This window comes from Brassicibacter mesophilus, from assembly GCF_050433385.1.
GTDB lineage: Bacteria > Bacillota > Clostridia > Tissierellales > Proteiniboraceae > Brassicibacter > Brassicibacter mesophilus.
On the sequence record NZ_JBNPXI010000001.1, the window covers coordinates 65,867 to 84,576 of the forward strand.

The following is an 18,710-nucleotide window of genomic DNA, read 5'->3' on the forward strand; positions in this document are numbered from 1 at the left end:
TAATTGCTGATTTAATTTAATTAAATCAGCAAATTAACTATTTCTACTTTCTCAAGTCCATTATTAATCTCTAGCTTTGCTATTGTAGTAGGCAAATCAAATCTTCTAGGCCCAGCACTTCCCGGATTTACATAAAGTATACCATCTTTATTTATGCTTATAGGTTTATGAGAATGCCCATATATTACAACGTTTATGTCACTGTTGTCTATGTTAATATTAGCTTTGCTGATATCATGCAATACATAAATCTTTATTCCTTCAATTTCAAGCCATCTTTCTTCTACAAGTTCTTTAGTCCACTCACCCTCATCACAATTACCCATAACAGCTATCACAGGAGCTATTTTCTCTAAATCATCAAGAATTTGCTTATTTCCAATGTCGCCTGCATGAATAATTATGTCTGCACCACTTAGTTCTTCTAAAGCCTCTTTTCTTAACAATCCATGTGTATCAGATATAACACAAATAATTTTTTTACTCATGTATTATCTCATCCTTAATTAATATAGTGTTTCATTTTTTTATAACAATATAATCCTCTTACATATTTCATTAACCAAACAAAGTATTGATATTATTATTCCAAATTTTCGCTCTGTTATCAATTTAAGTCGTTTACTATATTAAGTTTTTTACAGATTTGAACATAATATGTTCTTAATTTTACTTGTAATCTTTTATTGACAAAGTCAACTAATCATCACTCATTAACTTTTTATAAACATCTAATAATTCTATCATCTTATCCTTATCTCCACCATGGTCTGGGTGGTATTTCTTCGCCAATTCTCTAAATTTTGCCTTTATTTCGTCAAATGAAGCATCTTGAGGCAGCCCCAAAAAAGATAAAAGATTTGGATCATACATATCATCAAATTTCAATCCATTCTCTCTAAATTTCTCGTAATAAACACAATAAAAGTAATCTTCAAAAACTTTCTTTAATTCATACTTATCAAGCTGTACTAATTTCCATAGTGGATACTTTACTGTGAGATCATTTATTGACTTAGTTGAAAAAAATCTATTCCATACATAGTCCATATTCATTCCAGCTGTATTATATTCATAGCGAATCTTTTTTTCAACTTTTTTTAGTGCTCTTAATTTTTTCTTTAATTGGTCAGTATCCATATCCACACTTCCTAAACTTTGGAATTAGTATTATAAAATTATCATGCAATATATATAAATAGTACTCAAGTTACTAACGCTTATATATTTGAATTGAAAATAGATCTTCCATTTTATTTTCAAGAAACTTATAAGAGTCATATACGCCCTGATTGTAAAACTCAGGTGCAAGCTCTTCAACAAAAAAATCAAAAATCAAAGAAGAAGCTAAGTCGCCTAAATCCTCATTTCTTTCATTTAAAAAGTAATTTTGTATTGATTTAATCATTTTTTGCTTTTTTTCTTTACTTATTTTTAATCTGTTATCCATGTATTGTCATCCTTTCTTGTAATATATTTCCATATATTACACTATTACAATCTTAAACTACTTACGTCCGCTAATTATAATCATAGGCGAAATATCAAAATCCCAAAGCATGAAATTTGTCGCAATCATTTTAATTCTTTTCATATATCTATTATTAATCAGCTCAATTAATTCATTTTTTTCATCAGTAGTTAATAATTCTTGTTCCATTGATGATCCCATATTCACGAATTCCAATAAATTCTTATGTTCGGATTCAATCATCAACTTTTTGCGTTCATATGAGTTACGGTAATCATCAATACAGCTTACATAATTTATAGCATCAATCTGAATTTCCTTAAATCCTATATCATCAAATAGTCTCATAATATTCTGAGGATTATCAAAGAATTTACCTACATTCAGTTCATTTTTTGTTTTTTTGTTACTGAGCTTATTTTTGCAAGTAATTCACTTTCTCTCTCACTCTGAGCTATGTTGTTTTGGCTTGCCATCGCTAGTTCTGGACGAACATTCATTACTGAAACACATCCACCTTTCTTACATACTCTATACTGCTCTTCAAGAAACTCTTTATTTGGAACATGTTCTATTACAGTATGTGACGTACATGCATCAAAAGTGTTGTCTGCAAAAGGTAAAGATAATGCGTTACCTTCAACATATTTAATATTGTATAAGCCTTCCTTCATAGCTATCTCTTTGCAATATTCAATAAACTTATTATCCATATCCAGTCCAGTAATACTTGTTGCTTCTGAAAGAAACTTTGCCAGCTTTCTAGTAAAAACGCCTGTCCCACAACCAATTTCCAATACATTTGTACTTGCTTCAATTCTAGTAGCTTTAATTATCTCATTGAGCTTATCTTCCGTAAATCTTAATTCTCTGCTTGAATCTAAACAATATATACTTTGAACTTTCTCTGACCAATTTGTATTCATCATAATATCCCCCTATCTCTTCATTTAAAATCCTTTTTTGATAAATATATTAGAGATGAGATCTGCGGTTCTATTCACAAATAAATTCATTTCATCTTCTGTCAAATATTTGTATTCACGATCTAAATTTCCTTCAAAACTTACATAAAAATTGATTATGTATTCTAATTTATTAATAACTGAATTTTTAGGAAAGTATTCTATATACTCAGGAAATTCCTTTAAATACTTTAAAGATGTATGGAAAAATGAATCACTATTTTTTCTGAAATAAAGGTGATCTAGGTCATACCAATCTTTTTTTATTTCCCAGATAAAATCTTTATCTATATTGAGTTGGTCATACAAACAACTTGTTCTTTTCTTGTGCTCTACAAGCTTTGACCATTCTATATCTGATAATAAATGTGCATAATAGCCTATTAGAAAAGATTCTTTCTTCTTATCCTGATAGTTCGTTCTAAGATATGTATCAAAAAATCTATCTGCATCGATCTTTTTGTCTTCAGTTACCCAATGTGTTACCTTTTGAGGTGGATCAAATTCAGTCCAATCTTCATTAGCTTTATTACAATCAGGTCCTAAGTTTCCTACTGTAAATGCCTCTTTATCAAAATCAAAATTCATTTTCAATAGTTTTTCTGCAACTCTTATATGAACTCCCCACGTAGCCATGATATATTCCCCCTGTTATTTAATATCCAATTCTAACTGACAATCATAAGGTTCTAACTCAACTTGATGCTTGTACAACCATTTAGCATCCATGCATCCCATCCTTGAATAAAAGCCAATAGTTTCTATAGAAGAATGTCCTGATATATATAATTTTTGTGCTCCAAATCTCTCGGCCTTTTCTATGCAACGATTGAGTAGCATTTTCCCCACACCATTACCCCTAGAATCATAGGAAACATGCAATTCTAATAATTGCAAATATTCTTTGTTTTCTCCTATCAGTTTTCCATCTAGTGATGCAAAACCTATCAACCTAGTTTCTTCAAAAGCTCCAAAAACTGCCCCATTGTTTAACAAGGTTTTCTTTAAATCTTTAATAATAGTCTGTTTTTCATCATAATCCCAATCTTCTTTAAACGTTATACTTTTAATAACTTTCTTATTATTCTCAACACGCCATACTTTGCTTACTTCTTGATACCTATTAAAATGATCTAGCATACATTCAGTGATATCGTCAATATTAAGCTCTCTCACTTGTATTTCTAACCTATTCATCATTACATAATCTCCTCTTTACTTGTTATTCAATAAACTAGTCAGTACCTTTATTATTTCTATTCTATATACACTAAACATTTCCTTTTATTTCAGTACTAATTTACGACTTTTTATGTATAGGAGTTATAGAAAATCAAGATTTGAACTGCAAAAAGCTGAGAATATTCTCCCAGCTTATGCTTTCATTTCTTTATTTAAATTATCTTCATTAGGCACACCTAACTCATATCTATTAATTCGTGTGTTCTCATTCTTATTCCCTCAAAATTCTTACCTTAATGATCCGCCCTTTGTGAATTTTTGCTCTTCCTTAACATCATTTAGATATCCTATGAATTTATAGGACACCTCCTTATTATCAAGTGTATCATTATTTCTATATACTTCAACTGGAGCAAATGCATTAAGTATAATCTTGATCCTTTCTTAATCGTCTTTACCTCCCTTATATGTCATTAGCTATACTTGGGTATTTTATATAAACAACGTAATTTTTAACTTCATCTACCAATTCTATAATCTTTACCAAATGATTACATGCTATTACAATCATTTGTTCCATCTTTTTTTCGTATGTACATATAATTACCGCTACAGATACCATATAGGTAACGACAGTTAATTTACTTCATAATTAACAGTTACGCCAATATTATTTTTTTCTTCTCTTATAACAATAATTTCATTGTCATCTGATAAAGTGTTTTTATCTACTATAACTAACCTTCCATTATTGTAGTACTTATCATTTTTCTCACTGTTTACTTTAATATATGAATCCGCATTTAAATATATCTTGATCTTATTTCCACGTTTAATAATTTTATCAATGCCATAACCAACTCCTTTATTGCTTTTATTCAATACAGTATTATATACTAATAAGTTTTCGTTATTAAAATCAATTTCATCTGGAACTACTATTTCTGAGTGTATATTATAATAATCTTGATAGTATTTCTTGTAGCTCTCAAAGTCTTTAAATATATACACTTCTTTATACTGCGGTTTACCATCTACTATAGCATCTTCTTTTATTTCATTTATAACGCTATAAGTGTTATTACTATCATATGAAATTTCTTCAGAGCAACCCGTTAACATTAAAGCTAGTAGAACAGTTGTAATTATAAAAGCTCTAACATTCATTTTTCATCTCTCCTATTATCCGTATTTGACAACATCTGATTTTAATTAAATGCGTTTCACTATTTAGTCATCTATCTCTTCTTTCAAAAAAATGTATTCTTAAAACATTAAAAATTTAGAAATTATTATTTTTATTCTATACATACCAAACATTTCCTTCTATTCTCTGGTTCTATTTATTGTTTTTCTATAATTAGAAATTTAGCTAATTTTACAATAAAATATTCTAAAATCCGAGAATGCTCTATTTCATTTTTAATCTATTTTAAATGTTGATGGATGCTGAAATACAATCTCCTCTATCTTATTTATGATACTCATCATATTGATAAAATCATAGTTGCTCAACAGTATTACAGTAACATGCTTTTCTGGATAAATTAGATATATTGATTTAAACCCTGGTAACCCTCCATCTTGATAAAAATACTTTATCTTGTTATTTTTCTTAAACATAATTTTCCCATATCCATAATAGAAATCGTCATATACTTGACCGTAGTCCCTTAGCAGTTTTTCACTATAGACTTCGTTTAAAAGTTCTCTCTTTAGCAGTGCCTTCGTCCATGCATACATGTCCTCTATAGTAGAATATAGATCACCTGCCCCATAAAATGCAGAAATATTTTTCATGCTGCAATTAACTAATTTCCCATCAATCATTGAATAACCACTAGCCCTGTTTTTTAGAATGCGCTCATTTCTAAAGCATCCTGTATTCTTCATACAAAGCTTATCAAAAATATTCTCAATAATAAAATCATTATATGTTTTGGCAGAGACATTCTCTATTATATAGCTTAATAAACTATATCCCATATTAGAGTATTCAAACTTTTCTCCTGGCTCATTAGCTGAAGGATTATGCTTAAACTTGTCTATATACTCATCAAATGTATGATTCTCTCTTATATACATTTGATATTCTGTATTATTGTATAAAGAAGATAAACCTGATGTGTGGGTTAATAAGTGATGTATCATAATCTTATTACCATTTGAATAATCTGGAATATACATATCTAAGGTATCATTCAAGTCTAATTTATTTTGTTGAGCTAATATCATGATGGCCATAGCAGTTATTGATTTGGTTATTGATGCTACACAAAATTTAGTATTCAATGTGTTTGGCAAATCAAAATCATGGTTTGATATTCCATAACTTTCTTTAATAATTACATGGTCTTCCATAGCTACTAAAATTGTTCCACTAAATTCTTTTTTCCTTTCAAGTTCTTTAAAATACTCATCTATTTTTATGCTTATTTTCTTATTCATAAAATCTCTCCCCTTTTTTCTTATTCTTAATTTTATAATATAAAATAAACGCTGACAGCAGCGTGTCAGCGTTTACTAATTTTTTTAATATATATCTTCAATTTTCGGTAATCTTCAGTAAAAAAAGAAAAGAAACTTTAATATTGGTATATATTCATATTAAAATCTAAAGATCAATCTTAAGAAGGATTTCTTCTCCTAACATCTTCCCAGTCTTAATAAATCCAATGCTTTCATAAAGTTTTTCAGCCACAATGTTCTCAGGTTCAAAGCTTGTATAAAATGGCGTACTTCCGTATTTTTCTCTAATAAAATCTAATAACTTTATAATTGCAGCTTTTCCATATCCTTTATTCTGATATTTCGTATCAATCATAAGTCTACACATTCCCATGTCTTTAGCTACATCATCTTTTTCATACATAAGAAATCCAACCATCGTTTCGACATTATATATAGCAAGGGGATACAGACTATCACTAAAACTTGCTTCTAGTAGTGAATATGTATTTGAAGCCACAAAGTTCTCTTGTTCTTTAGAAACCTTTAATTCGATGCACTCTTCCCAATTTTCTTTCGTGATTTCCTTAAAAATAAGATTCATTTCTATTCTCCTTTAAATTTATAATCATTTTGGTATCCATAACATTTCGCAGATGCTCTTTCTAAGGCTAACCCTAGAGGAATAAGCTGCCTGAACAAGTGCTGCTATTGTGTTATCAGTCGTAAATATCTTTTTGAACACAAATACACCTCAACTTATGAATATGTACCCCTTCTTCTCCGTGTTCTTCGGAATCTTCTATCAAGAATGTATCTATTATACTCATTCCTTTAAAATGGCCTATTAGATCATCTTCTGTAAAATAATGTACTGGTCTACTTGGTTTACTTTCAAAAGTGTCTTTTTCAACTTCCATACCTTTTCCATAACTTTTCTCTTGGTCAGAAAAAACAGTAAAGAACATTAACCCACTACCTTTTATACTTTTTTTGCATTTTTGAATAAACTCATATCTTTCCTTAAGCCTGAACAGATGCAATACATTAAAACAATAAATCCCGTCATAGATTTCATCATCATAAGGCATATCCAAAACAGAGCCATTATATATTTTTGTACTAGGATCATATTTAGATGCTATCTCACATGCTTTTTCAGAAATTTCAACGCCGGTAACTTTATATCCTTTATCTGAAAATAGCTTCGAATTTCTACCATATCCAGTACCTGGTATCAAAAGCTTCTCAATATTGTACTTACTAAACAAGTTCAGGCAATGCTTTGCCGTTTTGCTTGGCGTTTCTCCCCAAACTTTTTCTTCTGCTAAATACCTTTTATTCCAATAGCTGCTCATTGTTTTTGTATAATTCTCCACTTTTTACCTCCTCAATGATAAATAACTGATATTATCTTGTACTTAAGGTGCTTTTTAACCTAGCTAGGCTTGGCATGGTTATGGAATGTGCTTTAACTGGTACAAAGCTTGACTCTATTTACCTAAAATGAACTTGGGTGCATTGTTATGTGATGTTCTAGTCCTCTCACTTTTTTTCTACATGATTAACCTGCTTATACTTCTACTCTGACAATGAAATTAGCTTTATATTTGAATTTAATACTTCCTAGTCTTCACTTGATAGATACTTTGCTATTTAATTATATAATTCGCTTGGAAATAGGGTGATCTTTATTCAATTCAAGTAAATCCCATAGATTTCCATACAAATCTTTAAAAACAGCTACCATACCATACGGCTCTTTTTTAGGGTCTCTTACAAATTCTATTCCTTTTGAAATCATATCATTATAATCTCTCCAAAAGTCATCAGAATTGAGAAAAAGAAATACTCTTCCACCAGTCTGATTTCCAATAAAACATTCTTGCTCAGGTTTTGAAGCTCTAGCTAATAATAAAGTGGTACCAATTGACCCAGGGGGAGATACTACAACCCAACGCTTATTTTGCTCAGGCTGATAAGTATCCTCTATCAATGTAAAGTTTAACTTCTTCGTATAAAACTCTATAGCTTCATCATAGTCTCTAACAACTAGAGCTATATGCACAATTGATTGTTTCATTCTTATATGACCTCCTATCATAGTCTGCAGTTTCTTTTCCAATCCAATATTCTATAAAAAGCTTGTTATTCAATATACTAATGATATAAAAATATCTTTTTATACAAAACAATTCAGATATCTTTTTAATTAGTGCTTATGTTTATCATGGTTTTAAGTAAAATATCGGCACTAATTTGTTAATTAAAATGTTATGTTTACACTCTATTTTGATTTATTTTAAATAAATCCCTGCTCACAATTAAAATTAATTTTCTATATTTATTGCACATTTAAAATAGAAAGCAAATCAATACATGTATTATATTATCTATCTTCTAATCAAATGATTTATTACCGATTTATTCATTAATCTTAGGCCTTCTGGAAATTCATTGTATCTCTTTGATAAGAGTGCAAAATACCCTTCTTCCCCAAAGTTTTCTTCAATCCTAGCATTATTAAAACCCAAACCCATTGTTAACTCATTATAAAAGTCTTTGTGATTGATTACATCCTCTGCTGCTAGATGAAAAATTCCTTTTAACTCATGCTCTATAATGTAGCATAATTGCTTGGCTATAAATATATCAATATTTGTATTACAAAACAGTTTTGAATATACAACAACTTTTTCATTGTTTTGTAGCAATTTTATTAAATTATTCATTCTTGGAGAATCTTTTCCCCAAACTTGAGGAAGTCTTAATATACAAGCATTATCATGCAATATTTCTATTATTTTTTTTCACAAGCTATTTTATATTGTCCATATTCAGTACAAGAATACGGTAAATCATCTTCATAATGTGGCCTACTTAAGTCATTATCGAAAACATTTGTTGTAGAGAAAAAGTATAATCTACCACCAATTTTATTTAAATATTCAGCAATTTTTGTATGTAGAATCAACTGTTCATTATAATCCCCCCTTAAGCATGACACGACACTTTGAGGCTTTATAGTATTCAATATATTACTTATGTTAGCTGAATCTTCAATGTTCAGCTTAAAATTTCTGTCCTGATTTATTTGTAACTGCCTTTCAAAGTATGTAGCATAAATCTGGAACTCTTTATTTTTATTTATTTCACTAATTATTGCTTTTCCTACAAGTCCACTTCCACCCAGGACTAAAACATTATGCATAGAAATTATACCTCCCCTAGATTATTTCTAATTTTCGCGCTACTTTGATAAATTTTGCTTAGGAATTGCAACTGATGATCTTGCAGTTTCCAGCATATCAGTACCATAAGGATTGACAAAACTTTCTTATCCTTATAATAAATCTGATAATAGCTAGTCTTATAGCAGGGAGCACATGGGATTCCCTAAGCTTCTCCAATTTCATCCTTGGGAGAATATTCATGCTAAACGATGACGTTCACGCTTTTTAGGTACTCTTTCAGTTCATTATCATTCCATTCATATATTGCCTTTAAAAAATCATATGGATTCTCAGATATCCTCAGATAAACCCCAAACGCTGGTTCAGTTTTGTATCCGTTTCTTTTCAAAGCTCTAATTTCTTGTTTTGATCTTTGACCTATAATTTTCATTATTCTACTTTCAACTACCATATGTTTGTATGCATTTTGATGAGTACTTTTAATAGGTTGAGCAAATACTTCAAAGATAAACCCATCATATTCAAAACTACATACTGTGCTAGCAATTCCATCAACTAATCTTGTTACTACTGTAAATTCAGAAAATTTTCCAAACTCTTTTATTAGGATTTGTTCAAATTTTTGAGGGTTGTAAGCTTCACAAATAATATCAAGATCACTATTTTCAATGTCTATATCAATTGGGATAGTCCCTGTCAATATAGGGTTATACTCCTTAAGAATTTCCATGATTTTAAGATTATTTATAGCTCTAAACGCTTTTTTCTGCTTTTCACTGCCTTGACTTAGGTATTCGATATTTGTAAACTCTTTCATTTTAAATAACTCCTTTGTTCTTTTATGTTGATATCTATTGTCTATGCATTCATGGCGTCTGAAATCCTTAGCCTTGTTAAATGCGCACCATCATTCTTATGTTATCAATATCTACTTTATCTACTTTCCAGAAAAACATATTACTGAAACATTAAATATGAGTAATTATTATCTTTATTCTACATGTACGAAGCATCCCCTTTTATTTTCTAGTTTTATTTATTGTTTTTCTATAAGTAGAAATCCAATTAATTTTTCAATTAGAACTGCAAAAAGCCGAGAATATTCTCCCGGCTTATGTTCTTATTACTTATCATATTGAAGTACTCTTTTTATAAGTTTATCCCTTAACTTTTCTACTTCTGAGAAGTTCAATAAATAAGTTCATTAAAAAATCTACTTCTTCTCTATTCCTTTTCCAATTTTCTGTTGAAAAAATATACCAAGTTAAATAGTTCACTCCTACTTCAGCGCATAATTCAGTAATATCTTTAATTGGTTTTACCCCTGCTTTATGTCCAAAACTTCTAGGTAAGTCTCTTTTTGTAGCCCATCTTCCATTGCCATCTGTTATTATTGCGACGTGTTTTGGTATGTTTTTAAATTGTTTAAAATCAATATGAGTTTTAGTTATTTTCATAGTAGCCCTCCATCAGAATGCTTAAATAACAGTAAAGGCCCAAAGTGATAACCCCAAAAAAACTGAGGGTAAAATTGCACTTAGCGTTCTTACTATCGTTGCGATGGTTCACATGCTTTTCGTAGACTGTCTGTAAATAGTTTGACAACCATTAGCTGGTTTATATGAAGTCCATACACGAATATTCCAAACAACAACTTTAATAGTGACTTTAATTATCTTTATTAACAAAACCTAAAATTATCTCATTGAAATTCTCTGGATAATCATGCCCAAGACCTTCGATGTATAAGGCATTAACATCTAACCCTTCATCAATTGCCTTTACTTCAAATGTTTTGCATTGCGGCAAACAATCTTCATCGTCATTTCCACATATTATAAGTACTTCAACATCATTCTTCTTTAATACTTCAATCAAACTATTTAAATTATCTTCAACAGTTGGAATCCAAGGAGATTGCAGTATTATCTTATTACAGCTAATATCTTGGTCTCTAATTGCTCGCAAAATCACATTACATCCTGCTGAAAACCCACACAAAATCTTTTGCTCGTAGCTATTCCATTCAATCAACTCAATAGCTTCTTTAAGTTGGATTGGTCCAGTTCCATCATCTTCCCATCTAAATAGGTTGCATGAATCTATTTCCTCTGATTGTAAATATTCAACTTGATATTTATCACCATCAAGAAAATGCCAACTCACCTTACTAATCTCATTGTTCTGCTGATTCCCATGTAGAGTAAGTATCAATCTATTACTCCTTTTATTTATCCAAGTGCACTTGGACTTGGATATCTTATAGGCTTCAAGGCATCTTTCTTCTGATACTTTGCAACAAGTTTTAAATCTTATATCATCTCGTATACCATCTAAATCCGCATCTTCAAAAACTTCTGGTCTATACCATAATTTCTTTGAGAGAATTGCCTCTTCTAACCATCCTAGAGCTTCCTCTTTTTTATTCGATGTAGCAGCTAAGCAGTATAAAAAATTATAGACTTGACTTGACATGGAATCCAGTGTACATATATTTGTCACTAAGAAATCATATGCATCTGATGTTCCATCTTCGTTTATTAATTCAAGTGTTCTATTAAGTAATTGTGTTTCATTCATTTAAAGCCCCCTTTCTCTATTCAATATTATACTATCTAATTTTGAAGTATCCCAGTAGACTAGCTTATAAATTTCATATAACGGTGTCGTATCCCCATCGCCTTTTAGTTCATTCATGTGGCTAAAAGTTGTGTTGTGACTTCTTCGTAGGCTTGACCATCTTGCTGCCACAACTAACGGGGTGCAGTGTTAGCGGATATATGATAACACAGAACTATCTTTTAACTCATATCACCTATTAATAATTTCTACTGAATTTTCCTTACCTACAACAACAGTATCTACAGCATTAAGGAACAACCCATGTTCAACAACACCAGGCATTGAATTCAAAGTATTTTCCAGTTCATATGGATTTTCAATTTCATTTAAATATAGATCTATAATATAATGTTGTGCATCAGTCACAAAAAAACTAGTATTATTCATTCTTATTCGAGGATTATAATTCATACTTTTAAATTTAGTAAAAACATAATTGTATGCAAATGGTATCACTTCTACTGGTAATGGAAATTTTCCTAATTTGTTAATCATTTTACTTGAATCTACAACCCAAATAACTTTTTCTGAAGAAACAGCTACAAGTTTTTCATATAATAAAGCTCCTCCTCCACCTTTAATCCCATTTAAAGAATTATCTACTTCATCTGCTCCATCAATAGTAATATCAATGCTCTCTATTTCATTTAAAGACACTAATGATATCCCGAGTTTTTCTGCTATTGTTGTAGTTGAACTTGATGTCGAAACTGCTTTTATTTTTAATCCATTTGCCACCATCTTACCTAATTTTTTTATTGTATAATATACCGTTGAACCTGTTCCTAAGCCAACAATCATTCCATCCTTTACTAATTCCGCTGCTTTTTCTCCTGCAATCCTTTTGTTGTCCATTATCTCACCTCACATAAATATACTACATTTAATATGTCCTCTAACGTTCTTGCCATATTGCGACGTTTCACATGTTTTTCGCGGAATGTATGTAAATAGTATATTAGCTGATGTGCCAAAGATTACAATAATCACTCATTTATCCACTGTATGCTTTCGCTATTAATATATTCTACACTTTCTAAAGTATCTAAATCCATTATATATCTTTTATATTTACTAATACCTAATAGTGCTCCTATTCCTGTAAAGCTACCAGTGGTACCATAAATTAAATACTTTGAGTCTGGAGATAACCCTTCAGGAACATAACCAACCAATCCACTTATATCACTTTTTGCTCCTCCCCGATACTTTTTAATACACTTTTCAGTACCATCTCTTTCTAAATAAATAGAATCATCTTTTTCATATATCTTAAATTCATCAGTTTCTAAATCAATATAATTAACATCAACACTCACTACCCTATAGTTATCTATAGTTTTATACTCCTCAGGTGCGGTTTTAATATACTGTGGTTCTTTCTCTCCATCTTTAATCCTAAATATAGACCACTCACCATCGTGCATTGCTTCGAATTCAATAACTCCGCTATCTGAATAATATCTAAAATCAGATATATTATCATTATATGTACCATAATTTGTTTTCCTTTTTTTGTAGTGCGAATAAATTAATTCTTCGTTCTTAAGGTTGGCATCTGATTTATATAATTTTAATATGCCTTCGTCTCGTTTTAAGTAATATATTTTACCTTCAACGTTTTCTAAAAATGATTTATTATTCATATTTAGAAATACATGAATAATACTAACTAAAATAACTACTACAAATATCGTAATAATAAATACTTTTGTTTTCTTTTTCATACCTAACCTCTTTCTAATAATATATACTTTTATAATATACCAGTATATCAGCGTTACCATAGAGCTGACAATCACCCATCGCCCCTGGCGGATTTCCCACATTAGGCTCCTCAGTTGTATCTCTCTACTTCCGCTTTCCAGTTTATATAATTAATACCATTTGTTCGTTCAAGCTTTCTATGAATGGATTTTGTATTGAATATCTTTCTTCTTGTTTCTTATTGAACTCTCTCCAATTAAAGCTTCATCTTTGACTCCAATGTGCACTTGATCTTTATTTTCTAGTTTCAAATAAACATGCTTTTGTAGTTATCGAAATATCACCTTTATCTTTTAAAATATTTTCTATGTATTCGGTGAATGCTTACTTCTTTTCTCCTACTAGAATTGAACTTCCCTATACCGTTGAGGCCTTATATGTGATAATTGGTTCGGCGTAGGGTACTACAATTTTTCCTTGTAGCACTTTCGTTTTAACTTTGCTAAAATGTTTCTGCAGTAGAGTCTCCCCATTTTCTATAACATTCTACATTGGAGGCGTTTCAAAGACTTAGCCAGACTTGCTTAGCCTTTGAAATATGCACTGATCTGCCTCTAAGGTTGACCCTATCCCATGTGATGTTATATGGTGTCATTAGCTACGTAAAGTATACTAATGTAAATATCCCTACATATTATCTATTAAAACTTTAGTTGGAACCTGCAAATCTTGGTTAGCGTTGTAACCTTCTATGATTTCGTTGAAATTAATGTCCACATCTATGGTACAATTATACTATAATTCCATATAGAACTAAACACATAACTTAAAAGGAGAAATAATTAAATTAACTATATCCAAGGAAAAGATAGACGCCAATACACCTCCATGCCAGAATGTTTAGATGAATATATAGACGAAGATAATCCTGTAAGAGTTATTGACGCCTTAGTAGGCTCTTTGGATTTTGAAGAACTTGAATTTACCAAATCTACAGGAAATGGAAGAAAACGATAAAAGCAAAGCTTTAGAAAAAAAGATACCTATTAGTGAGATAAATAAGCAAATTGAGGAACTTAGCAGAAGAGATGTACTAGAATAAAAAGCTCTTATGAAAAAGATGATAAAAGATTTAATAGATACTTATAATAATGAAGCCTGTAAAGCTTGTGATTTTAGAAATATATGTACAAGTTCAAAAGCTAAAGGAAGAGTTATAGACAGATGGGAACCCCAAGAGAATTAGATAAAATAGACATTGATACAAAAGGAAACTGGGACAAATATAGAAAAAGGCAATGGCTATCAGAACATCCCTTGGAGATAGTAAAAAGGAGATTAGATGCTTACTATGTACTTACTAAGGAGTTAAAGACTAAATTAGCAACTATATAGCTACTAGTTTATGCTTAATATCATGAAATTCGTTCAGAATGGTGCAGAAAAAACATTATTATACCTTATCATTTAATAGAACCATATGTATATGGTCTTCCCATTTTCCATTTATTTTTAAATATTTATATGCCAACCCTTCGTTATAAAATCCTAACTTTTCGACTACCCTTAAAGAACGTTTATTTCTAGGCATGATATTAGCTTCAATTCTATGCAATCCAAATTCAATAAACATAATTTCAATTCCTTTTCGAATTGCCTCAGTTATATAACCTTTATTAATTTCATCTTTATCTAATTTGTAACCAAGATGACATGATAAAAATACGCCTCTTACGATATTATTAAAGCCAATAGAACCGATTACTTTATTTTCATTTTCATTTTTAAAAACCCATAGTCTTAACGAACTATTATTTTCAATAGTAGATGACTCTTTATCTAACTGTTCTTCCTGATACTGCTTCGTATAAAAATCCTCATCCTTTATGGGCTCCCACTCTTCTAAAAAAGACTTGTTCCTTAAATAATAGTCTACAACTAATTCTGCATAGGATTTGTCTACCACCTTTAATATAAGTCTTTCTGTTTCATAAACTTTTTGCATTAAATAACCTCCTGAAATTACTATAGATATTTCTTAAAAATTATACAACTGAGACATAATATTAATAATGCGTCTTAGCCGCAAATGCAGATTATGATCATTTTGTTCATACAGTTAAACTTGAATTTATTTAGATTCATCTTCTTTTTCAACCAGATCATCGAAGAAGAATATTCCTTCAGTAATTTTTATAAAAGTTATTCCATTATCGCCTTTAAGGCTGTATAATTTTCCATTGCAATATACAGTTTTTTCATTTGAACTGATAGTAAAAGATTCTCCATTTTTTAAATGGAATACGAATTCAATTAAAGGCTCTTTTTGTTCTGGTGTTCCGAGCTTGTATGATAAAAAGTTAGTCAGATTTATTGCCTTTTCTATGTCCTCGATTTCTGTAAATTTTCGTTCATTAATATCTAATCTAGTATCAGAAATTTCAACATAAGAAACATCTTCTATTTTGGGAACACCATGCAAAGGAATACCACTCATAAAAAAATACCCAATAGTGATAATAATCCCTGATACTGTCATCGGAATAATATAATATAAAAATTTTTTAAAGATAATCTTTTTCATTCAATCTCTCCATTCATTTCTATTGTCCTTTATATTATATAAATAGCTTTTTTCATTTTTTCTGTAATTGCAGCATCTCAATTTTTATCGAACCAACCCCCAAATAAAACCCCTATATCGCCATGTCCTATAACATTCCGAGGCTTATCAGTGTCGGTCTTTCCCTCTGTTATTTCTTCCCGATGTCGATAATCCTCTTATCTCTGTTTTAAACAACTCATTTCTCCAAAATCAAAAATCTTATAAGAGTTATTATCTGCGGTTTTTCCAACAATATAACTCCTATTATATGTTCCATCACCCCACTGTGGTCCTAGCTCATTTGCTTTTTCTGAAAAAGTTTGTGTAAATTTCACATTGATAATTTCATATTCAGTTAGCTTGTATTCCTCAATACATTCTTCCCAACCATAGTAGTACAAAGGATTTTGCTTATCATTATCTAATTTTTGCTCATTGTACTCTTTTTCTGTTAATGTAGAAATTTCATGTATAATATATGATTGTGTATAAATATTGTCTTCAAATTTCTTCTTTTCACTTTCTATTGAAATTTTGTGCGGTTCTATGTTAGATAAAATATCTGATTTAGCGTCAAAATCAGCAGTAATCGTATATAAAAAATCTTTTATAACAGTTTCTTCCGCAATGTTTTCAGGAATATCTTCGAATAAATAATTGCGGCCATCCGTTCTTACATCGCCTTCCCCTTTGAAAACATATGTTTTTTCTAAAGAATGTGAATTAGTTTGACTACGGATTATACACAGTTTACTCTGTTTAGCTTTTTCACAATATCATTACACACACTGCAAGCAGAATAATATTGTGACACATCAATTGTTACATCATTGACTTCCGCTAATTTCATTAAAGCGCTTATTCCACCATTTATAAGTGCAGACATTAGTGGATTTTCATATGGGTTATAGCGATTAATAATCTGTGTTATGCTTTCACAATATATATTGCCTATAACAAAACAACAAACTACTATATCACCATTTGGATTTACTGAAATTGCCTGAATATCATCAAGCTTGGTTGTATAAGGTGCTTCACCGCATTTCATTCCAATGTCAATTGGTTTTTTCTCATAAAAATCCGACAAATATATAGCAGCATTTCCTGTTGGTAATATGTTATTACCACTTGATATGGGAATGCCTAGTTTTGTGAAATTGTCCAAACAAGCTTCTGTTTCTTTATTATAATTATTATCGTGTTGACGGTCTACCACCCAAGCTGGATGTAGTTTAAATCCATCAATCCCTTCAGCACACAATGCCTTAGCAAATTTATATACCTGTTCCTGCGGTATATACTCTTTATGAAAAGCATCAACGGAAAGTAAAATCGAATTCACACCACTATTTTTCAACGCTTTTGCCACAGCAATAATTTTGCTATCATCTTTTGAAAAATATCCATTAGTGATGATTTGTTTTTTAGGGATTCCACAAGCTTTTGCAGTCCTATGGATTGCACAGACAGTATCTGCATATACAAGTGGTTCTCCGCCAAAAGTCATCACAGATTCAATAGAATAGTGCTTTGAAAGTTCGGTAACTATTGAAATAGCTTTTTCTTTATCTATACTTGACTTATTGATATTTAATTTATTACCTACAGAACAATGCCTGCACCTGCTTGTACAAGCATTTGTTATTACAAACTCTATGCGTTCTATGTTCATGTATTTATTTAACATTAATACCTCCCCATTATTATTGAGTAATGTTTAAAGCATTCCCTCTAGATTGATTTTTAGTGTAATTTACATAATTCTACTGATATACATTAAGCTCTTCGTCTATATTTCCATCCCAGAGAAAAGTTGCTTAGGGATTTCCACTAAAATCAACGAAGAAGCCAAATCGAACTTGAATGCTTTGTTAGTTGCAGCTCCGTCTCCACCCTATTTTCATTTATCCAAGTTAGCCCATTCCACTACGAATAGTAATTTTCTCTATCAATTACACATTTTAAGAATAAAGTGAGAGAGAGTTAGTTAGCTGTTAATGTAATGCTATATTTATACAGATATTCATTTTCCTCTTCATCAAAAACAGTTCCTAATAATTTACCGTCGCTCTTTTCTATAACTTTCTTTGATGCTATATTGTCTATATTACAAGTTAAAATTACTTCTTCTATTCCTATCTTTATTGCCTCTTCCAATGCCAGTTTTAAAATCTGAAACCCAAAGCCTCTATTTCTACAATTTGGTGATATATCATAGCCTATATGGCCAGCACATTCTACCTCTTGGTGTCTAATCCTCACTACTCCTACAACTTCTTTTTTATCAATTAACCAGAATGTTGAAGTTATAACCTCTCCATGAGGTAAGTTTTTTCCCTGGGAATAATTGTGTATGTCATTTAAATAATCTTGGAAATTTTCTAATGCTTTTTTATATTTATTAAAATAATGTTCATCATTTATTTTTCTGTATGCTAGAGCATAATTTTTAAAACTCTTTTGATATTCTTTATTAGGTTCAACTAAAAATAAATTTTTCATAAATTATCCTC

At 30.2% G+C, this 18,710-nt stretch carries 27 protein-coding genes; 3 read left to right on the top strand and 24 right to left on the bottom strand.

Features of this window, described 5'->3' with window-relative positions:
- Window positions 1–20: 20 nt before the first annotated feature.
- The 19 genes from HNR33_RS00355 to HNR33_RS00445 all read right to left on the bottom strand — a co-directional run bounded on the left by HNR33_RS00355 (window position 21) and on the right by HNR33_RS00445 (window position 13,609).
- Complete coding sequence (locus tag HNR33_RS00355) at window positions 21–488, bottom strand: metallophosphoesterase family protein (RefSeq protein WP_429079081.1); 468 nt, start codon at window positions 486–488, stop codon at window positions 21–23.
- A gap of 211 nt (window positions 489–699) precedes the next feature.
- Complete coding sequence (locus HNR33_RS00360; RefSeq protein WP_429079082.1) at window positions 700–1,140, bottom strand: J domain-containing protein; 441 nt, start codon at window positions 1,138–1,140, stop codon at window positions 700–702.
- A 73-nt stretch (window positions 1,141–1,213) separates the two neighbouring features.
- A complete protein-coding gene (locus HNR33_RS00365) occupies window positions 1,214–1,450 on the bottom strand; it encodes a DUF2164 domain-containing protein (RefSeq protein ID WP_429079083.1) in 237 nt (78 codons plus the stop codon).
- A 57-nt stretch (window positions 1,451–1,507) separates the two neighbouring features.
- Window positions 1,508–1,819 (bottom strand): hypothetical protein, encoded by a 312-nt coding sequence (locus tag HNR33_RS00370; protein WP_429079084.1) that lies wholly within the window; start codon window positions 1,817–1,819, stop codon window positions 1,508–1,510.
- Between the two features lie 35 nt (window positions 1,820–1,854).
- Window positions 1,855–2,397, bottom strand: a complete 543-nt coding sequence (locus tag HNR33_RS00375; RefSeq protein WP_429079085.1) for a class I SAM-dependent methyltransferase — start codon at window positions 2,395–2,397, stop codon at window positions 1,855–1,857.
- Between the two features lie 24 nt (window positions 2,398–2,421).
- Window positions 2,422–3,072, bottom strand: coding sequence for a hypothetical protein (locus HNR33_RS00380; RefSeq protein ID WP_429079086.1), 651 nt, complete (start codon window positions 3,070–3,072; stop codon window positions 2,422–2,424).
- Between the two features lie 15 nt (window positions 3,073–3,087).
- Window positions 3,088–3,636, bottom strand: coding sequence for a GNAT family N-acetyltransferase (locus HNR33_RS00385; RefSeq protein WP_429079087.1), 549 nt, complete (start codon window positions 3,634–3,636; stop codon window positions 3,088–3,090).
- Between the two features lie 618 nt (window positions 3,637–4,254).
- Window positions 4,255–4,785 (bottom strand): hypothetical protein, encoded by a 531-nt coding sequence (locus tag HNR33_RS00390; RefSeq protein WP_429079088.1) that lies wholly within the window; start codon window positions 4,783–4,785, stop codon window positions 4,255–4,257.
- Window positions 4,786–5,040: 255 nt separating this feature from the next.
- Window positions 5,041–6,066 (bottom strand): serine hydrolase domain-containing protein, encoded by a 1,026-nt coding sequence (locus HNR33_RS00395; protein ID WP_429079089.1) that lies wholly within the window; start codon window positions 6,064–6,066, stop codon window positions 5,041–5,043.
- 166 nt (window positions 6,067–6,232) lie between these two features.
- Window positions 6,233–6,670, bottom strand: coding sequence for a GNAT family N-acetyltransferase (locus HNR33_RS00400; RefSeq protein WP_429079090.1), 438 nt, complete (start codon window positions 6,668–6,670; stop codon window positions 6,233–6,235).
- Window positions 6,671–6,785: 115 nt separating this feature from the next.
- On the bottom strand, window positions 6,786–7,445 hold the full coding sequence (locus HNR33_RS00405) for a class I SAM-dependent methyltransferase (RefSeq protein ID WP_429079091.1): 660 nt from the start codon (window positions 7,443–7,445) through the stop codon (window positions 6,786–6,788).
- Between the two features lie 281 nt (window positions 7,446–7,726).
- Window positions 7,727–8,149: a VOC family protein gene (locus tag HNR33_RS00410; protein WP_429079092.1), complete on the bottom strand. Its 423-nt coding sequence runs from the start codon at window positions 8,147–8,149 to the stop codon at window positions 7,727–7,729.
- A gap of 310 nt (window positions 8,150–8,459) precedes the next feature.
- Window positions 8,460–8,798 (bottom strand): Rossmann-fold NAD(P)-binding domain-containing protein, encoded by a 339-nt coding sequence (locus tag HNR33_RS00415; RefSeq protein ID WP_429079093.1) that lies wholly within the window; start codon window positions 8,796–8,798, stop codon window positions 8,460–8,462.
- A 68-nt stretch (window positions 8,799–8,866) separates the two neighbouring features.
- On the bottom strand, window positions 8,867–9,277 hold the full coding sequence (locus HNR33_RS00420; protein ID WP_429079094.1) for an NAD-dependent epimerase/dehydratase family protein: 411 nt from the start codon (window positions 9,275–9,277) through the stop codon (window positions 8,867–8,869).
- A 224-nt stretch (window positions 9,278–9,501) separates the two neighbouring features.
- Window positions 9,502–10,077: a DUF4269 domain-containing protein gene (locus tag HNR33_RS00425; RefSeq protein WP_429079095.1), complete on the bottom strand. Its 576-nt coding sequence runs from the start codon at window positions 10,075–10,077 to the stop codon at window positions 9,502–9,504.
- Between the two features lie 340 nt (window positions 10,078–10,417).
- Complete coding sequence (gene uppS, locus HNR33_RS00430) at window positions 10,418–10,717, bottom strand: polyprenyl diphosphate synthase (RefSeq protein ID WP_429079096.1); 300 nt, start codon at window positions 10,715–10,717, stop codon at window positions 10,418–10,420.
- 211 nt (window positions 10,718–10,928) lie between these two features.
- A complete protein-coding gene (locus tag HNR33_RS00435) occupies window positions 10,929–11,840 on the bottom strand; it encodes an alpha/beta fold hydrolase (RefSeq protein ID WP_429079097.1) in 912 nt (303 codons plus the stop codon).
- Window positions 11,841–12,071: 231 nt separating this feature from the next.
- Entirely contained in the window at window positions 12,072–12,737 is a 666-nt protein-coding gene (rpiA, locus tag HNR33_RS00440; protein WP_429079098.1) for a ribose-5-phosphate isomerase RpiA, read from the bottom strand.
- Between the two features lie 131 nt (window positions 12,738–12,868).
- Complete coding sequence (locus HNR33_RS00445) at window positions 12,869–13,609, bottom strand: hypothetical protein (protein WP_429079099.1); 741 nt, start codon at window positions 13,607–13,609, stop codon at window positions 12,869–12,871.
- A gap of 868 nt (window positions 13,610–14,477) precedes the next feature.
- Between HNR33_RS00445 and HNR33_RS00450 the strand changes: the two genes are divergently transcribed.
- From HNR33_RS00450 to HNR33_RS00460, 3 genes are all read left to right on the top strand, one after another.
- On the top strand, window positions 14,478–14,606 hold the full coding sequence (locus tag HNR33_RS00450; RefSeq protein WP_429079100.1) for a hypothetical protein: 129 nt from the start codon (window positions 14,478–14,480) through the stop codon (window positions 14,604–14,606).
- A 94-nt stretch (window positions 14,607–14,700) separates the two neighbouring features.
- On the top strand, window positions 14,701–14,835 hold the full coding sequence (locus tag HNR33_RS00455; protein ID WP_429079101.1) for a hypothetical protein: 135 nt from the start codon (window positions 14,701–14,703) through the stop codon (window positions 14,833–14,835).
- The gene (locus HNR33_RS00460; RefSeq protein WP_429079102.1) at window positions 14,814–14,984 is read left to right on the top strand and encodes a hypothetical protein; all 171 of its coding nucleotides are present in this window, start codon (window positions 14,814–14,816) and stop codon (window positions 14,982–14,984) included. The genes HNR33_RS00455 and HNR33_RS00460 overlap by 22 nt, the downstream gene beginning before the upstream one ends.
- Before the next feature lie 58 nt (window positions 14,985–15,042).
- On the opposite strand, the gene HNR33_RS00465 is transcribed toward HNR33_RS00460, so the two are convergent.
- The 5 genes from HNR33_RS00465 to HNR33_RS00485 form a co-directional block, all read right to left on the bottom strand.
- Entirely contained in the window at window positions 15,043–15,594 is a 552-nt protein-coding gene (locus HNR33_RS00465) for a GNAT family N-acetyltransferase (RefSeq protein WP_429079103.1), read from the bottom strand.
- A 126-nt stretch (window positions 15,595–15,720) separates the two neighbouring features.
- Complete coding sequence (locus tag HNR33_RS00470) at window positions 15,721–16,173, bottom strand: hypothetical protein (protein ID WP_429079104.1); 453 nt, start codon at window positions 16,171–16,173, stop codon at window positions 15,721–15,723.
- Window positions 16,174–16,370: 197 nt separating this feature from the next.
- Window positions 16,371–16,595, bottom strand: a complete 225-nt coding sequence (locus HNR33_RS00475; protein WP_429079105.1) for a hypothetical protein — start codon at window positions 16,593–16,595, stop codon at window positions 16,371–16,373.
- Window positions 16,596–16,933: 338 nt separating this feature from the next.
- Window positions 16,934–17,884, bottom strand: a complete 951-nt coding sequence (locus HNR33_RS00480; protein ID WP_429079106.1) for a radical SAM protein — start codon at window positions 17,882–17,884, stop codon at window positions 16,934–16,936.
- Between the two features lie 296 nt (window positions 17,885–18,180).
- Window positions 18,181–18,699, bottom strand: coding sequence for a GNAT family N-acetyltransferase (locus HNR33_RS00485; RefSeq protein WP_429079107.1), 519 nt, complete (start codon window positions 18,697–18,699; stop codon window positions 18,181–18,183).
- Between the last annotated feature and the right edge of the window lie 11 nt (window positions 18,700–18,710).

Excerpts from the sequence above, each read along its gene's own strand:
- HNR33_RS00355 (WP_429079081.1), bottom strand. The coding sequence starts at position 488 with ATGAGTAAAAAAATTATTTGTGTTATATCTGATACACATGGATTGTTA.
- HNR33_RS00360 (WP_429079082.1), bottom strand. The coding sequence starts at position 1,140 with ATGGATACTGACCAATTAAAGAAAAAATTAAGAGCACTAAAAAAAGTT.
- HNR33_RS00365 (WP_429079083.1), bottom strand. The coding sequence starts at position 1,450 with ATGGATAACAGATTAAAAATAAGTAAAGAAAAAAAGCAAAAAATGATT.
- HNR33_RS00370 (WP_429079084.1), bottom strand. The coding sequence starts at position 1,819 with ATGAGACTATTTGATGATATAGGATTTAAGGAAATTCAGATTGATGCT.
- HNR33_RS00375 (WP_429079085.1), bottom strand. The coding sequence starts at position 2,397 with ATGAATACAAATTGGTCAGAGAAAGTTCAAAGTATATATTGTTTAGAT.
- HNR33_RS00380 (WP_429079086.1), bottom strand. The coding sequence starts at position 3,072 with ATGGCTACGTGGGGAGTTCATATAAGAGTTGCAGAAAAACTATTGAAA.
- HNR33_RS00385 (WP_429079087.1), bottom strand. The coding sequence starts at position 3,636 with ATGATGAATAGGTTAGAAATACAAGTGAGAGAGCTTAATATTGACGAT.
- HNR33_RS00390 (WP_429079088.1), bottom strand. The coding sequence starts at position 4,785 with ATGAATGTTAGAGCTTTTATAATTACAACTGTTCTACTAGCTTTAATG.
- HNR33_RS00395 (WP_429079089.1), bottom strand. The coding sequence starts at position 6,066 with ATGAATAAGAAAATAAGCATAAAAATAGATGAGTATTTTAAAGAACTT.
- HNR33_RS00400 (WP_429079090.1), bottom strand. The coding sequence starts at position 6,670 with ATGAATCTTATTTTTAAGGAAATCACGAAAGAAAATTGGGAAGAGTGC.
- HNR33_RS00410 (WP_429079092.1), bottom strand. The coding sequence starts at position 8,149 with ATGAAACAATCAATTGTGCATATAGCTCTAGTTGTTAGAGACTATGAT.
- HNR33_RS00415 (WP_429079093.1), bottom strand. The coding sequence starts at position 8,798 with ATGAATAATTTAATAAAATTGCTACAAAACAATGAAAAAGTTGTTGTA.
- HNR33_RS00420 (WP_429079094.1), bottom strand. The coding sequence starts at position 9,277 with ATGCATAATGTTTTAGTCCTGGGTGGAAGTGGACTTGTAGGAAAAGCA.
- HNR33_RS00425 (WP_429079095.1), bottom strand. The coding sequence starts at position 10,077 with ATGAAAGAGTTTACAAATATCGAATACCTAAGTCAAGGCAGTGAAAAG.
- uppS (WP_429079096.1), bottom strand. The coding sequence starts at position 10,717 with ATGAAAATAACTAAAACTCATATTGATTTTAAACAATTTAAAAACATA.
- HNR33_RS00435 (WP_429079097.1), bottom strand. The coding sequence starts at position 11,840 with ATGAATGAAACACAATTACTTAATAGAACACTTGAATTAATAAACGAA.
- rpiA (WP_429079098.1), bottom strand. The coding sequence starts at position 12,737 with ATGGACAACAAAAGGATTGCAGGAGAAAAAGCAGCGGAATTAGTAAAG.
- HNR33_RS00445 (WP_429079099.1), bottom strand. The coding sequence starts at position 13,609 with ATGAAAAAGAAAACAAAAGTATTTATTATTACGATATTTGTAGTAGTT.
- HNR33_RS00450 (WP_429079100.1), top strand. The coding sequence starts at position 14,478 with ATGCCAGAATGTTTAGATGAATATATAGACGAAGATAATCCTGTAAGA.
- HNR33_RS00455 (WP_429079101.1), top strand. The coding sequence starts at position 14,701 with ATGAAAAAGATGATAAAAGATTTAATAGATACTTATAATAATGAAGCC.
- HNR33_RS00460 (WP_429079102.1), top strand. The coding sequence starts at position 14,814 with ATGGGAACCCCAAGAGAATTAGATAAAATAGACATTGATACAAAAGGA.
- HNR33_RS00465 (WP_429079103.1), bottom strand. The coding sequence starts at position 15,594 with ATGCAAAAAGTTTATGAAACAGAAAGACTTATATTAAAGGTGGTAGAC.
- HNR33_RS00470 (WP_429079104.1), bottom strand. The coding sequence starts at position 16,173 with ATGAAAAAGATTATCTTTAAAAAATTTTTATATTATATTATTCCGATG.
- HNR33_RS00480 (WP_429079106.1), bottom strand. The coding sequence starts at position 17,884 with ATGTTAAATAAATACATGAACATAGAACGCATAGAGTTTGTAATAACA.
- HNR33_RS00485 (WP_429079107.1), bottom strand. The coding sequence starts at position 18,699 with ATGAAAAATTTATTTTTAGTTGAACCTAATAAAGAATATCAAAAGAGT.